This window comes from Arthrobacter sp. ISL-72, assembly GCF_018613755.1.
GTDB lineage: Bacteria > Actinomycetota > Actinomycetes > Actinomycetales > Micrococcaceae > Arthrobacter.
The window spans coordinates 193,998-208,840 of sequence record NZ_JAGGPP010000013.1 but is presented as its reverse complement, the minus strand read 5'-3'; the positions used below and the strand labels follow the sequence as shown (position 1 = coordinate 208,840).

The following is a 14,843-nucleotide window of genomic DNA, read 5'->3' as shown; positions in this document are numbered from 1 at the left end:
ACGGCGGGTGCCTCCCGCCGTCGTCGTCATCCGTGGCGGTTCCTGGTCTAGGAAGTTGGGGTCCAGTCGCGGTCATTGATGAATTCGTCCGGACGGAACTCAACGAAGTTGGCACCGTCCAGGCCCAGTGACGCTGCGGTGTGCTGCAGGTCTGAAGTCGTGGCCACGGACCCCCAATGCCCGGTCCCGAGCCGCTGGTCCATGGCTTCGATGGAAGCGATGTTCTCGGCCACCGTGAAATTGCAGTGTCCGGTCCGGTCAACGAAGGCCTGGCGGAACAGTGAATTCTTGCCGGCCTGGCGGACGGTCTCAGCGTATTCTTCCTGGTATTCCACCGGCGCCAGAAGGTCGACTGTGGTGTGCGTCGCCAGCAGCGGTACCTGCAGTTCCCCCGTGGGAGTGGAGGTGCGGAGCATCCACTCGAGAGCGCCCTTGTCCGGTGCGATATCAGCGTTGGCCGTCAAAGTGGACAGGTCCGCGGCCAGCTCCAGGCCGGCCACGCCGTACATGTGCTCCACTTGCTGGCGCTGGGCGGACGAGCACAGGATCTTCGCGTAGTCGACGCCGGCTGTCCAGCCGCTGTCGCCTCCTGCCGCGTTGACAATGGTGTAGCGGCGCTCGATGACGGTCGGGAGGGTGTCCAGGACGAGCTTCGCCTGGGCCGCTGCGAGAACCTCCGGGTTGTTCGCGTCGACGCCGTACAGCTTGGTCGGGGTGTTCAGCAGGGCGGCCACCAGCGCGATCCTGGCCCGGCCTTCAGCCGATTCGTTTGCCTGCTGCAAGGCCAATTTCAGGCTCGCAATAGTTTCGGTGGACTGCTCCGGCGTGGTGAACCCTGTGAGGCGGATGTCCCGCCCGGGGAGGAGCAGCTCGGCCGCAGCGTATGCCGCGTCAAGCTGGTAGTTGTTCAGCGAGACACCGCCGCCCACCAGGCCGCAGGTGCTGACCGCGCCGTCGATGCCGGATCCCGGGATTTCGGCCATCATGCTGGTCACGAGACCTCCCATGGACCGGCCGACGGCGATGACGCGCCCTGCATCGCCGAAGCGTTCCTCGAAAGCCGCGAGCGTGTCGAGCTGGTCCTGTTCGGCCGTCCCAAGGGCCCATCCGGCGGTGGCGTACGAGGATGATGCGACGGCATATCCGCGGCGGATCAGCTCGCTGGCGGTGGGGGCGAATCCGTTGTCCCAGGCCGGATTCGCGGGTCCGGGGCGAAAGCCGTGCGCAAAGAGCACCAGCTTGCCGTTCCAGTTCGTCGGCACCTCGGCGCGCCAGGCTGCCCCGTCCGGGAGGGTTCCCTCTGCGGTCGCCGGTGCCGCGGTTGTCGCTGTGTCATTTACTGAGGAGCCGGCAGCGGGCTGGGCGGCCACGGCGGCAGGGGAAACGGCGGCCGCAGCAAGCACGACGGTAAGGGCTGATGTCGAAACAATGGTGCGGCAGCGTCGGCGCATTGTGCGGGTCATTCGGAAACCTCACTCCAATAATGATTGAGCTGGACAACTAATGGTTATCTGAACCATTGACTATGTCAACGATTATCGCCAACAACCCCGCCGGCGGCTGGCGGAAGCTCCAGGAACGGTAAAGTGACCTGCATGCAGATGCGCCTTGAGGTTGTGCAGGTTCCGGTGGCCGACGTCGACCGAGCCAAATCGTTCTACAGCGAGAAACTGGGCTTCGTCCTTGACCACGATGTTGAGCACATTCCGGGCATGCGGGTGGTACAGCTGACGCCTCCGGGCTCCGCCGTGTCGATTGTGATCGGAACGGGAATGACCGGAATGGCGCCCGGCAGTCTGGAGGGACTGCAGCTGGTGGTTCCGGACATCAACGCCGTCCGCAGCGAGCTGCTGGGCCGGGGTGCGGAGATCAGTGACATCCAGGACATGGGCGGAGTGCTGTTCGCCCACTTCAGCGATCCTGACGGCAACCGGTGGGTCATCCAGGGTGAAACGCCGTCGGACGTCCGTGAGGCGCACAAACCCTAAGCCCCCCGCTTGGAGTTTTTGTCCAGATGACGAGACTTCGCGGCCGCTGAAGTCCCCGTACGTGGACAAAAACTCCCAAGGGGCCGGCCGCTTGGACCGGAGGCTCACAAGCGGACGTTACTTAGGTCCCCTTCGGGCCCTTCCGGAAATACCCTCGCAGGAAGGCGATGACAAATATCAGGCCGAGTCCTCCGAAGATCACTGTCAGGACGACGCCCACTCCGCGGAGCCAGACGCCGTCGCTTTCGAATCCCAAGACAATTGCCTGGCCGGCGTCCTGCTCCCGGTATGCCACCGTGACTTCGTCGCCGACCGCAGGGTGCTGGTCGTGGTCCACCGCAGCCCAGGTGGCGTGGTCCGATCCGTCCCAGGCCTGGAACTCGACTTTCATCCGGCGGGCCGACGCCTTGGTGACATCGTCGTCGAACTTAACCACCGTGCCGGCAACTTGTGCACCCGTCTGCGCCAACTCCTCATCCACATCGACCAGGTGCGTGCCGACGCCGATCAGGATCGGGCCCAGGCAGATGACCAGCGCAGTCACCACCAGGTTCAGGACGCGCTTCAGCGGCACTTTCGGTTTGCGTTTCACACCAGCTCTACGGGCAGTCACTCCCCCATTCTGCCGGACCGCCGCTGGAGTTTTTGTCCAGATGACGGGACTTGGGAGCCGCTGAAGTCCCCGTACGTGGACAAAAAAGTCCTAGGGGGCGCGGGCGGATGGGGGCGGTTGCAGCGCGCCTGGAGCAGGAGCATAATGATTAGCAGGACTAATTAGCATTGCTAAGCATTATCGCCAGGAGACGCACCCGCACACATGACCACCACCAAAACGGCACAGCCGGAGACAGCAGACCCCACCACTCCCGACACCCTCGCCATCGACCTCCGCACCGCCGTGATGCGCACCTCCCGCCGGCTCCGCGTCGAGGCAACCGGCGACGTCATCACCCCCGGCCAGTACACCGTCCTGGCCCAGCTGAACGACCTCGGCCCCCGCACCCTCCGTGAACTGGCCGACCGCGAGCACGTGCAGGCGCCGTCCATGACCCGGATTGTCAACGCCCTCGTCGACCAGGGCTTCGTGTCCAGGTCAGCCCATCCCGACGACGGCCGCCAGATCCAGGTGGACATCACCGAAGCCGGCCGCACCGTCCTGGAAGAAGCAAGGAACCAGCGGACCGCCTGGCTGGCCCAGCGCGTCGCCGGACTCAGTGAGGAAGACCGCAGCATCCTCAGCCGCGCCGCCCACATCATGCAGGAAATGAGCGGCAAATGAGTGCCATGTTCCGCGCCCTGGAGAACCGCAACTACCGGATCTGGGCCGGCGGCGCGCTCGTCTCCAACATCGGCACGTGGATGCAGCGGATCGCCCAGGACTGGCTGGTCCTGACCGTCCTCACGGACCACTCGGGCGCCGCCGTCGGCATCACAACCGGCCTGCAGTTCCTGCCCATGCTGCTGTTCGGCCCCTACGGCGGGGTGCTGGCCGACCGCTACCGCAAGCGCGTCATCCTGCTCTGGACGCAGCTGGCCATGGGCCTGACCGGTCTGGCGATCGGACTCCTGGTGGTCACAGGCAACGCCCAGCTCTGGCACGCCTACCTCGCCGCCTTCTGCCTGGGAATCGCCAGCGCCGTCGACGCCCCGGCACGTCAGGCGTTCGTCTCCGAACTGGTGGGGCAGAACAACATTGCCAATGCCGTGGCGCTGAACTCCGCCTCCTTCAACACCGCCAGGCTGACCGGCCCCGCCATCGCCGGGGTGCTTATCGCCTGGGTGGGCACCGGCCCGGTCTTCCTGCTCAACGCGGCCAGCTTCGCCGCCGTGATCATCTCGCTGTTCCGGATCCGCGCCTCGGAATTGGCGCCGTCCCTCCGGGCAGAACGCGGCAAGCACCAGGTGGCCGAGGGCGTGGGCTACGTCCGCCGCCGGCCGGACCTGGTGCTGATCATGGTGCTGGTGGGCATCCTGGGCGCCTTCGGCCTGAACTTCCAGATCACGAATGCGCTCATGGCCACCACCGAGTTCCGGATGGGCCCGGGCGAATTCGGCCTCCTGGGCTCCATCATGGCAGTCGGCACCCTCGGCGGGGCACTGCTCGCGGCACGCCGGACCGGGCCCCGCCTGCGGTTCATGCTCGGCGGCGCGCTGGGACTGGGGTTCTTTACACTCCTGGGCAGCGTGTCGCCGTCGTTCTGGCTCTACGCCGCCGTCCTGATCCCCGTAGGCCTGGCGGCCATCACCTTCCTGAACAGCTGCAACACCAGCATCCAGCTCTCCGTGGAACCGCAGTTCCGCGGCCGCGTACTCGCCCTGTACCTAGCCGTACTGCAGGGCGGCACGGCGCTCGGCGCGCCCCTGATGGGATGGATCGGCAGCCAATTCGGTGCCCGCTGGTCGGTGGCCGCGGGTGGCATCGTGGTGCTGCTGGTAGGGCTGGCCGCCGTCGTCGTGGTCACCCGGCGAAGCCCGCTGACGTTCCGGGCACAGCTTCGGACCGCGTTTCCCGGAAAGCGGCCCCGTAGCGTCAGAGCCTCGGACGCCTAGTCGCGGCTCAACCACAGGGGCAGGGCGCCCCGAGCAGCTCCTCGCAACTGCCTGCGCATTTGAACCGCTCCCCCGTTAGTAGACTGGCGGTTGCGGCGCGAAACGTTCGCGTAAACGATTCCCCAAGGGCGGCGACGATGACGACGATGGTAAAAGTGGCGAAGCTTGCCGGCGTGTCCATCTCCACGGTGTCGCACGTCCTGAACGGCACCCGGCACGTGGGCGACGAGACGCGGCAGCGGGTCCTGAAAGCCATCGAGGAAACGTCCTACCGGCAGGACGCGCTGGCCCGCGCCATGCGGCGCTCCCGTACGGACAGCATCGGGCTGATAGTTTCCGACGGCGGCGAGCCGGCTTTCGCCGAAATGATCCGGGGCGTTGAGGACACCGCCACCAGCCAGGGCATCACCCTGCTGCTGGCCAATTCCGCCGAAGACCCGCAGCGTGAAGCCCGCGCCGTGCAGGCCCTCCTGGAGCGCCGGGTGGACGGCCTCATCCTTGCCCGTGCCGCCGGTTCCGGCCCGGACACCCTGGCGGAATTCGCCAACCAGGACACGCCGCTGGTGCTGATGGACCGGCTGTCCGGGGACCCTTTTGACCAGGTGGGAGTGGAAAACCATCAGCCCACCAAGGAGCTGGTGGAGCATCTGGTGGCCCAGGGCCATCAGCGGATCCTGCTGATCGCCGGGGACACCCGCGTCTCCACACTCAGGGAACGGCACGACGCATTCACCGAAGCCATGACCGCCGCCAGGATCCCGGCGGAGGACCAGTTGGCCATCACCACTGCCGAGCCGGACAAGACCGACGCCGGCATCCGCGATGCCCTGTCAGCCTCCAGCCCGCCCACGGCGGTGATCGCCTGCAGCACGGTCCTCGCCGCTGCTGCACTCCGGGAGATCCAGCAGCGCGGGCTGCGGATGCCGGAGGACATTGCCTTCGCCGCGTTCGACGGCTTCGCCTACGCCGACCTGTTCGAACCCCAGCTCACCACAGTCCGCCAGCCGGCGTTCCAGGTGGGAGCCACCGCAGCCGAGCTGCTGGCCAGGAGAATCGCCGACAAGTCAGCTGAGCCCTCCGTTGTCCGGCTGGCGCCCACGATCGAATACCGGTCCTCCACGGGCCCGCGCGCCGCCTCCTAAAAACTTCCAGCCATTTCATTGTGAGCCATTGCACATCGAAACGTTTGTCTCTACCATCGAAACGTTCGCGCAATCGTTTCGCTAGAAGGAGGCACAGTGGCAACCATCGTCGATGTCGCATCACTGGCAGGCGTGTCGACGTCCACTGTTTCGCACGTCCTCAACAACACCCGGCACGTTGAACCGGAGACCAAGGCCCGGGTGATGGACGCAGTGCAGGCGACCGGCTACCGGCGGGACGCACTGGCCCGTTCCATGCGCCGCGCCAGGACCGACTCCATCGGACTTGTCGTGTCGGATGCCGGGGAGCCTGCCTTCGCGGACATGGTGCACGGCGTGGAAGAGGCCGCGGCACAGCACGGCCTGTCCCTGCTGCTGGCGAACTCGGCGGAAGATCCCGCCCGGGAACGCGCTGCAGTGGAAGCCCTCCTCGACCGCCGCGTTGACGGCCTGATCCTCGCCCGGGCAGCCGGGTCGAGTGCCGGGCTGCTTGAGCGGATCCGCGGCGAGAAGAAGCCCCTGGTCCTGCTGGACCGGCTCTCGGACCTGGACGTGGACCAGGTGGGGGTGAACAACCGGTCCGCCATGGCAGCCCTGGTTGAACACCTTGCTGACCGCGGCCACGAACGGATCATGCTCGTCTCGGGCGACTTGCGGGTCTCCTCACTCCGCGAGCGCCATGACGGCTTCCGGGCCGCCATGCAGCAGCGGGGCCTGGAAGCGCAGGCCGGCCTGCTGTGCGAAGGCACGGTCACCGCGGCGGCAACATTTGACCGGGTCCGGCCGCTGCTGGTCCGCCCCTCGGAGCGCCCCACCGCGATCCTGGCCTGCAGCACCCTGCTGGCGGCAGGAGCCCTCCGTGCAGTCCAGCACGAAGGGCTCCTGGTGCCCGGGAACATGGCCTTCGCCACGTTCGACGGTTTCACCTACTCGGACCTGTTCCAGCCCCAGATCACCACCGTGCGCCAACCGGCGTTCCAACTCGGCGAGGGCGCCGTGGGCCTGCTCATGCGGCGCCTCGAGAACCCCTCTGCTCCCGCCAAGACCCTCCGGCTCGAATCCGAGATCGAATTCCGCCGCTCCACCGAATAGCAGCTCCACCGGACAGCAGCACCACCAGTACCTGCCCCCCCCAAAAAAAGATGGCCGCACAACCCCACCCGCATCCCATCAGCGCGCCTCCGCGCCGCATGCAAAGGAGCATCACATGAGAAAAACAGTCCGCACGTCCATCGCCACGGTGGCAGCCGCGGCCCTGCTGGCCCTCACCGCCTGCGGGAGTTCAACCAGCTCCGCTGTCCCGGCAGCCGAGGGTCCGTACGCGGCGCCAGCAAAGGACATCACCGCCACCATCTCCGTCTCGAACTGGGGCGACCCGGGAGACAAAGCTGTGTACGACGGCGTCGCCAAGCGTTTCAAGGAGAAATACCCGAACGTGACGGTGAACAACAACTTCACCCCCATCACCACCTGGACCGAGTACGTCAACAAGCTCGTCACCCAGGCCGCGGCCGGGCAGGCCCCGGACGTCATCAACATCGCCACCGAGGGTGTGGAGCTGGGACTGTCCAACGAACTGTTCACTCCCCTGGACGGCTTCCTCAAGAACGACCCCGAGGCCGCGTCACTGCGGAAGGACATCGACCCGAAGCTGCTCGAGGGGTTCAGCAAGGACGGCTCCACCTACCTGATGCCGAACACGTTCAACACCATGGTGATCTACTACAACACCAAGATGTTCGAGGCGGCCGGCATTGAGCGGCCCAGTGATGACTGGACCTGGGACGATTTCCTGGCGATCGCCAAGAAGCTGACCACGGGTTCCGGCGCTGACAAGGTGTATGGCTTCGCCATGCCGTACTACTCCTTTGGCATCACCCCGTGGCTGTACTCGAACGGCACGTCCATGATGAGCGAGGACCTGAAAACGGCGCAGCTCACGGACGCGAAGGTCAAGGACACCCTGGGCTGGGTCCGCGACCTCGTCACCGAGCACGGAGTGGCGCCGCAGCCCAAGAGATCGGACCCGTACCAGCTGTTCCCCGCGGGCAAGGCAGCCATGACCGGCGCCGGGCACTTCGTCACCGGCGGCTTCGAAAAGGCCGGCTTCGCCGACTACGACATCCTCCCGTGGCCGAAGGGAACCACCAAGTCCACGGTGTTCGGCGCCGGCGCGTTCGCCATCTCCAAGACATCCAAGAACCAGGAGCTGTCCTGGGAGTTCATCAAGATGCTCACCGACCAGCAGACGCAGAAGCAATGGGCCGACGCCGGCGCCGCCGTTCCGTCCACCAAGACCGCCGCTTCAGCACCGGAGTTCCTGGCTTCCCCCGAGCACGCCGAAGAGTTCTACAACTCCCTGTCCTACGCCAAGCCCGTAGCCGCCCCCGGCGCCTACAACGTGCTGGACCCGGCCTTCATGCGGGCCATGGACGAGATCATGTCAGGCCAGGACATTGGTTCCTCGCTGGAGAAGGCCCAAAAGGATGTTGAGGAGGCGTTGCAGCAGTGACTATGACTGCCTCCAAAACCGCTCTGCCGCCCGCGCCCGCTTCCGGGCGCGGGGGGCGCCCCGGGCAGCAAAGCGCCGCCCGGCGTCGGGAAGCCCTCACCGGCTACCTCTTCACAGCCCCCACGGTCATCGGCTTCCTGGTTTTCATCCTCGGCCCGCTGGTTGCCGCCCTGTACCTGAGCCTCACGAAGTACAACATCCTGACGGCACCCAAGTTCGTGGGCTTCGACAACTACGCGCGCATGTTCCGGGACGAACGGCTGGCCACCACCTACGGCAACACCGTCCTCTACGTCGGGGCCGCCGTCGTCCTCATCAACGGTTTCGCGCTCCTGTTCACCGTCCTGATCAACCAGCGGCTCCCCCGGGCCCTGACGTACGTGTTCCGCTCCGCCTACTTCTTCCCCTACCTGGTGGCCCTGGTGTACGTGTCCATCATCTGGCAGGCACTGTTCCAGAAGGACACCGGCATCCTGAACTACTACATCACCGCCCTGGGCGGGGAACGGATCGACTGGCTCAACAGTTCGGAGTTCTCCAAGGTCTCCGTGATCGTCGTGGACACCTGGCGGAACGTGGGGTTCGCCATGCTGATCTTCGTGGCGGCCCTGCAGGAAGTCCCCAAGGACATGGTGGAAGCCGCCAGGATGGACGGAGCCAACGAGTGGCAAATCTTCCGCAGCATCGTCCTGCCGATGATCAGCCAGGCGACCTTCTTCAACATCACCATCACCATCATCGGCGCGTTCCAGATCTACGAGTCCATCATCGTGCTCACCAGGGGCGGCCCGGGCGACGCCAGCCGCAGCGTGGTGATGTACATCGCCGAAGTGGCGTTCAACAAGTTCGACATGGGCTACGCCTCAGCCATCGCGGTAACGCTGTTCCTGATCATCATGCTGGTGACCATGGTGCAGTTCCGCCTTCGAAAGTCATGGGTGAACAATGAGTAACACCGCTCTTCTTCCGTCCCGCTCACGGTCCGGAAAAGCCGTACGACGGCGGCCCGGCGTCGGGAAGTCCGTTTCGGTGGCACTGCTAGTCCTAGGCGCCATCGGGATGATCGCCCCCTTCCTGTGGATGTTCACCACGTCGCTGCGGGACGCCGGCCACGCGTATGACCTGCCGCCGCAGTGGCTGCCCACGGAATGGGACTGGTCCAACTACGCCGGGGCCGTCACCGGACCGGTGCCCATCCTCCGGAACATGTTCAACAGCGCCGTGATCGCCATCGCGGTGAGCATCGGCATGATCATCACGGCACCCATGGCGGGCTATGCCTTCGCCAAGCTCGACTTCCCCGGCCGAAACTCCATCTTCGTGGGCCTGCTGTCCTCGCTGATGGTGCCGGCGCAGGTGACCATCATTCCGCTGTTCCTCCTGATGCGGACCTTCGGCCTGCTGGACAACCCGCTCAGCCTGATCCTGCCCGGCATCACCGGAGCACTGGGCGTCTTCCTGCTCCGGCAGTTCTTCCTGGGCCTGCCGCAGGAAATCATCGACGCCGCCCGCATGGACGGCGCCACCGCCTGGCAGACCTACCGGCTGATCGCTCTGCCGCTGGCCAAGAACGCCGTCAGCACCCTCGGCGTCATCACGTTCCTAGGCAGCTGGAACGCCTACTTCGCACCGTCGATCTTCCTCAACAGCACCGACACCGCAACCCTCCCGCTGGGCCTGGTCCTGATGCTCGGCCCGTACGGCGCCGGGAACGTGGCCCAGGTGATGGCGGCAACCACCATCGCCATCGCTCCGGCCCTCATCGTTTTCCTCGTGGCCCAGCGGTGGATCATCGCAAGCCTCACCCAGTCAGCCGTCAAGGGCTGAACAACAACTCTTCGAAAGGGACACCACCTTGGCTTCATCACCGCGCTCCGGCCTGCTCTCAAGCCTGACCAAGCTCTCCTCCGCCCGCACCGCCCGCGCCTCCAGCTGGGACCAGACCGGCCGCAACCGCGACAACTGGATCGTCATGCCCGGCGAGGAACGCGTCCTGGCTGACATTGAAGGGCCCGGCGCCATCACCCACATCTGGATGACCCAGTCGTGCCGGATCCAGCCGGGCCCCGGCCAGATCTCCCCGGAGCTCGTGGGCGTGCCGATGCTCGAAATCCACAACGCGCTCGGCGTCAGCTGGGAAGTGGTGGACCCGGACTACTACCGCAAGATTGTCCTCAAAATGTACTGGGACGACCAGGACACCCCCAGCGTCATCGCACCCCTGGGCGACTTCTTCGGCCTGCTGAACTCCCTGTCCGGCTCCTACGACTCCCTGCCGCTCTCGGTCTCGGCCAAGGAAGGGGAACTGAACACCTTCGGCGGCAGCGCGGCGTTCAACAGCTACTTCGAAATGCCCTTCAACTCCCGCGCCCGCATCGTGGTCGAAAACCAGAACGACATCCCCTACCTGCAGTACTTCTACATCGACTACGAGCTCTACACCGAGCCCCTTGCCGAGGACACCGCCTACTTCCACGCCCACTGGCGCCGACAGAAGCCGAACGCCGGCTGGGCCCCGGACCTGCAGACCAACAGCATCGAGGTGGCCATCCCCAACTTCACCGGCGAAGACAACTATGTTGTCCTGGAAACCGAGGGCCAGGGACATTACGTGGGCTGCAACCTCGCCGTCCGGCACTTCCAGGGCTCCTGGTGGGGCGAGGGCGATGACATGATCTTCATCGACGACGACACCTGGCCGCCCAGCCTTCACGGCACCGGCATGGAAGACTACTTCGGCCACGCCTGGGGCATGCAGCACAACGCCTACCTCATGAACGGCACCATGGTCCACGAGGAAAACGTCCCGGGCTTCCACCACAGCTACCGCTTCCACATGACGGACCCCATCAGGTTCCAGAAGCGCATCAAGGTCACCTTCGAGCACGGCCACGCCAACCACCTTTCTGATGACTGGTCCTCCACGGCCTACTGGTACCAGACCCTCCCCTCCCCCGCGCTGGAGATCGACCCGGTCGAGGAACGCCTGCCGCTGCGGCCGCGCGAACAGGTGGTAGAACGTCCCCTCCCGGAGCTGACGCCCACGCAGCAGGCCGCCCGGGACGCAGCCGCCGAACGGATGAAGCAGTTCACCGAAGCGCGCGACGCCGTCCGGAACGAACGCCGGGCCGAAATTGATGCCTGGGAGAAGGCCAACGCGGAGCAGGCGCGGGAAGTCCGGCAACGGTTCCTCGCCGCAAACAGCGTCCCCGCCCTCTGACCACCCACAGCACGGAAGGATCACATGAACAAGCAGGACCTCCGGCCCGCCCTCCACTTCACAGCCGCCGAAGGATGGATCAACGATCCACTAGGCGTGACCTGGAAGGACGGCCAGTACCACCTCTTCTACCAGTACGTTCCCGGCCGTACCACGTGGGCTTCCAACTGCCACTGGGGACACGCCACCTCCCCGGACATGATCGCCTGGACCGAACAGGGTGTCGCGGTAGCACCCGGGGAAGGGGACGACGGCGTCTGGTCGGGCTCCATCGTCACCGGCACCGATGGTGCCGCCACCATGTTCTACACGTCGGTCACCGAACCCGACATCGGCATCGGCACCATCCGCACCGCCACCCCGGAGGATGCGTCCTGGGACACGTGGACCAAGGGCGGGAAGCTGATGACCGCTCCGGACCTCGGGGTGGTGGCTTACCGGGACCCGTTCGTTTTCCGCGACGGCGAACAGTGGCGCATGTTCGTGGGCGCCGGGCTGGAGGGCGGGACTGCCGCCGCGGTTTCCTACAGCTCTCCTGACCTCGCCGAATGGACCCTGGACGGGATCGCGGCGCAGCGGAACGGCAGCGAAACGGACCGCGTCTGGACCGGCACCATGTGGGAATGCCCGCAGCTGTTTGAGATCGGCGGCTCCCACGTCCTGGTCACCTCCATCTGGGAGGACGACGTGCTGCACTACGTGGCCTACGGCGTGGGCAGCTACTCCGGCGGAGAGTTCACCGCCCGTTCCTGGGGGCAGCTCAGCTTTGGCAAGAGCTACTACGCTCCGTCCTTCTTCCGGGACAAGGACGGCGCGCCGTCGCTGATTTTCTGGGTCCGCGGCGTGCTGGACCCGGACGGGAAGTGGGCCAGCGCACTCAGCATCCCGCACACGCTGACCCTTGACGGTGACGTCCTGGTGGCCACTCCCCACGCAGACCTGGCCAAGTACTCACAGCCGGGCCAGCTGGAGCAGGTGGGCGCCGCGGTTTTCGAGACCGTGCTCGACGGCGGCGCAGACCTGCGCTGCACCGTCACCGCAGGAACGGTCATCCGCCTGTCCGGCCCGGAAGGGAGCTTGGCCGGGACCCCGGCCGGAACCTTGGCCGGGACCCTGGCCGCCGTCCGGCACGACGGGGAGGGCATCCGGGTCACGGTCAACGGGAACGCGGACTTCACCGACGCGTTCCTCCCTGCGGAGGAGGGGTCCGAACTCCGGGTGATCATTGATGCCGGCGTGCTGGAACTCTCCGGCCGGCAAGGAATCATGGCGGTCCCGCTGCCCGTCGTGGACTCCCCGGTGACGCTGACCGTGACCGGCACCGCCTCGGAACCCCTGCTCAGCACCGTGACCAAACCGGCGGCCAAGGCGGAGGATCTGTATCTGGCTGCCACGCCGGCGGTATCGTAGCGGCAGGCGCGAGCCCACCGTCTGAGGAACGCACCACGGCGGTACCCGGCCACCGCTGCCCCGTCACCTTCTTAAGGTGGCTGGGTGCGGATGCCGGGCACCGCCGTCGTACTTCTGCCTGGAGATTCCCGCCCGGGCGTTACGCCCGCTGGGAGATGTTGAGGATGTTCCCCTCGCTGTCCAGGAACCAGGCGGCCTTGCCCCAGTCACTGGAGGCGACGCCGTTCTCGGTCTTCAGGCCGGGGAAGTCGTACTCCTCAAAGGTCACACCGCGGCCCCGGAGTTCCTCCATGTCGCGTTCCAGGTTGTCCGTTTCCCAGCCCATCTGGGTGTTCTTGGCCGTTCCTGCATTTTCGGTCTGGTAGATCAGGAAGCTGGTGCCGTTGGCGCCGCGGTACATCAGGCTGTCCTCCTCCAGGGACTCGGACGGCTCCATTCCCAGCTTGTCCCGGTAGAAATCCTTCGCCCTGTTGATGTCCTTGGCCGCGAGGACCGCCATGAAGTTTAAATCCTTGAGCATGATGACTTCCTTTGCCTCGTATAGCGTTGGCGGCGCTGCTCTCCCCCGTGACGGCCCCCGCCCAAGCCGCGTCGCCGCCCTTTCCGCCGACTGCCGGGACGGCCACCTGGTTCCCTCGGACTCCCCGCCCTGCGTCATTGGCGTGCACGACGGCGCGGGGTTCCCGAAAGGGATGAGGCCATTATGGAACCGAATGCGCCGCGGCGAAATAGGGACAATGTTCCCGCCGGCCCGGGACCCTGCCACGCCTGCCGGTTCCAGTTTCAGGGTTTCACCGCGGCGAAGCGGATGGGCCGCCTGCCCGTTGACACTCAGGAAGTTACCACCGCCGGCCTGTGAAGGACGAGCTTGGTAGTCCGCTCCGCGTAAGCGTCCGGGGCATCATCAAAAGACACGAGGCTGCTGGTGACGCTTTCGGCGGGAAAGTGGTTGGCGTTGATCCAGTCCAGGAGCTCGGGAAGCATTGCGCGGGGGTGGGAGACGCCCAGATGCAGCGTGATGTCGTTGGCGTACATGTGCATCAGGGGAATTCCGGTGTTGGTGCCCACGTAGTAGCCCACGGCTGTGCAGACTCCACCGGGGGACGTTGCGCGAATAGCCCGGCGCATGCCCGCAGTCCTGCTGGATGCCTCCGCAACGATGTCGTAACCCTGCGGGTTGGGCACAGCCCCGCTCTGCGTCAGGCGGTGCGGGTTGGCCCCCAGGATGCCGGCCTTCTCAAGCCGTGCATCGCTGGTGTCCAGGTAGTCCACGGCCGCAGCTCCGTGCGCCGCAGCCAGGCCCGCTGCGTAGAGCCCAATGGATTTGGCCCCACCCCCAAGTACCAGCACAGTTGCTCCGGGCCGCTGCTGCAGGTAGGGCACCACCGTCCGCCAGGCGTCCGAGAGGTTGTCGCTCGCTGCGGCGACACGCAGTGGATCCAGGCCCGCGGGAAGCGGAACGAGCATGTGGTCCGCGAACGGGACCCGCAGCAAATCCGAGACCATTCCTCCGTAGGAACCGCTCGCTGGCCCGAAACCGTAAGCAGCAAGGGTCCGTCCGTTCCGCGTCGTGGTGCATTTGGAAGTCAGTCCCCGCCGGCACAGGGGGCAGGTTCCGCACGATACCGACCACGGCACCACCACCTGGTCCCCCACCTTGCGTGCCGTCACGTCCCGCCCGACGGCGACGATCTCCGCGATGGCTTCGTGGCCGATGGCGAAAGGGCCTTTGAAGGGGATCCGGCCGCAGATGTTGCCCACGGAGGGATCAATGAGGCCGGTTTTCAAGCCCACCTGCATTGCCCGCGAGACGCGGTGATGAAGCGGAAGGGTGTCACCGTCGCAACGGCTCACCACAATGGGGCGCACGATGGCGTCGTCGTCGGACACCAGAACAGGGTCCTCACGTTCCATCCACTTCAGGTTGCCGGTGGACAGAAAGTTCAACTCGCGCATGGCGGTCCGATCGTTGGAAGTAAGCGCGGAAATTTAGGTTTGGCTGGTGGTGCTGGACGTGAGGG

The 14,843-nt window shown here is 65.8% G+C and carries 14 protein-coding genes; 10 read left to right on the top strand and 4 right to left on the bottom strand.

Features of this window, described 5'->3' with window-relative positions; translation table 11 throughout:
* Positions 1-47 precede the first annotated feature (47 nt).
* Complete coding sequence (locus J7I92_RS13165; protein ID WP_214841134.1) at positions 48-1,463, bottom strand: S9 family peptidase; 1,416 nt, start codon at positions 1,461-1,463, stop codon at positions 48-50.
* Positions 1,464-1,595: 132 nt separating this feature from the next.
* On the opposite strand from J7I92_RS13165, the gene J7I92_RS13160 reads away from it, so the two are divergent.
* Positions 1,596-1,988 carry a VOC family protein gene (locus J7I92_RS13160; protein WP_214841133.1) on the top strand — a complete coding sequence of 131 codons (393 nt, stop codon included), beginning with the start codon at positions 1,596-1,598 and terminating at the stop codon, positions 1,986-1,988.
* A 121-nt stretch (positions 1,989-2,109) separates the two neighbouring features.
* On the opposite strand, the gene J7I92_RS13155 is transcribed toward J7I92_RS13160, so the two are convergent.
* The gene (locus tag J7I92_RS13155) at positions 2,110-2,601 is read right to left on the bottom strand and encodes a DUF3592 domain-containing protein (protein ID WP_311380314.1); all 492 of its coding nucleotides are present in this window, start codon (positions 2,599-2,601) and stop codon (positions 2,110-2,112) included.
* Positions 2,602-2,805: 204 nt separating this feature from the next.
* Here J7I92_RS13155 and J7I92_RS13150 point away from each other — a divergent pair, with 204 nt between their 5' ends.
* The 9 genes from J7I92_RS13150 (at position 2,806) to J7I92_RS13110 (ending at position 12,822) form a co-directional block, all read left to right on the top strand.
* Positions 2,806-3,267, top strand: a complete 462-nt coding sequence (locus J7I92_RS13150) for a MarR family winged helix-turn-helix transcriptional regulator (RefSeq protein ID WP_214841132.1) — start codon at positions 2,806-2,808, stop codon at positions 3,265-3,267.
* Positions 3,264-4,538: an MFS transporter gene (locus J7I92_RS13145; protein WP_214841131.1), complete on the top strand. Its 1,275-nt coding sequence runs from the start codon at positions 3,264-3,266 to the stop codon at positions 4,536-4,538. The genes J7I92_RS13150 and J7I92_RS13145 overlap by 4 nt, the downstream gene beginning before the upstream one ends.
* A gap of 137 nt (positions 4,539-4,675) precedes the next feature.
* Complete coding sequence (locus tag J7I92_RS13140) at positions 4,676-5,680, top strand: LacI family DNA-binding transcriptional regulator (protein ID WP_214841130.1); 1,005 nt, start codon at positions 4,676-4,678, stop codon at positions 5,678-5,680.
* A 96-nt stretch (positions 5,681-5,776) separates the two neighbouring features.
* A complete protein-coding gene (locus J7I92_RS13135; protein WP_214841129.1) occupies positions 5,777-6,772 on the top strand; it encodes a LacI family DNA-binding transcriptional regulator in 996 nt (331 codons plus the stop codon).
* Positions 6,773-6,887: 115 nt separating this feature from the next.
* Complete coding sequence (locus J7I92_RS13130; protein WP_214841128.1) at positions 6,888-8,192, top strand: sugar ABC transporter substrate-binding protein; 1,305 nt, start codon at positions 6,888-6,890, stop codon at positions 8,190-8,192.
* Positions 8,193-8,194: 2 nt separating this feature from the next.
* Positions 8,195-9,145 (top strand): carbohydrate ABC transporter permease, encoded by a 951-nt coding sequence (locus J7I92_RS13125; RefSeq protein WP_251039901.1) that lies wholly within the window; start codon positions 8,195-8,197, stop codon positions 9,143-9,145.
* A complete protein-coding gene (locus tag J7I92_RS13120; protein WP_214841124.1) occupies positions 9,138-10,019 on the top strand; it encodes a carbohydrate ABC transporter permease in 882 nt (293 codons plus the stop codon). Before J7I92_RS13125 ends, J7I92_RS13120 begins: the two co-directional genes overlap by 8 nt.
* A gap of 28 nt (positions 10,020-10,047) precedes the next feature.
* Positions 10,048-11,412, top strand: coding sequence for a glycoside hydrolase family 172 protein (locus J7I92_RS13115; protein WP_214841122.1), 1,365 nt, complete (start codon positions 10,048-10,050; stop codon positions 11,410-11,412).
* A gap of 24 nt (positions 11,413-11,436) precedes the next feature.
* Positions 11,437-12,822, top strand: a complete 1,386-nt coding sequence (locus J7I92_RS13110; RefSeq protein WP_214841120.1) for a glycoside hydrolase family 32 protein — start codon at positions 11,437-11,439, stop codon at positions 12,820-12,822.
* Positions 12,823-12,961: 139 nt separating this feature from the next.
* On the opposite strand, the gene J7I92_RS13105 is transcribed toward J7I92_RS13110, so the two are convergent.
* Together J7I92_RS13105 and J7I92_RS13100 are read right to left on the bottom strand one after the other, a co-directional pair.
* A complete protein-coding gene (locus J7I92_RS13105) occupies positions 12,962-13,342 on the bottom strand; it encodes a VOC family protein (RefSeq protein ID WP_214841119.1) in 381 nt (126 codons plus the stop codon).
* A gap of 311 nt (positions 13,343-13,653) precedes the next feature.
* On the bottom strand, positions 13,654-14,778 hold the full coding sequence (locus J7I92_RS13100; RefSeq protein ID WP_214841117.1) for a zinc-binding dehydrogenase: 1,125 nt from the start codon (positions 14,776-14,778) through the stop codon (positions 13,654-13,656).
* Between the last annotated feature and the right edge of the window lie 65 nt (positions 14,779-14,843).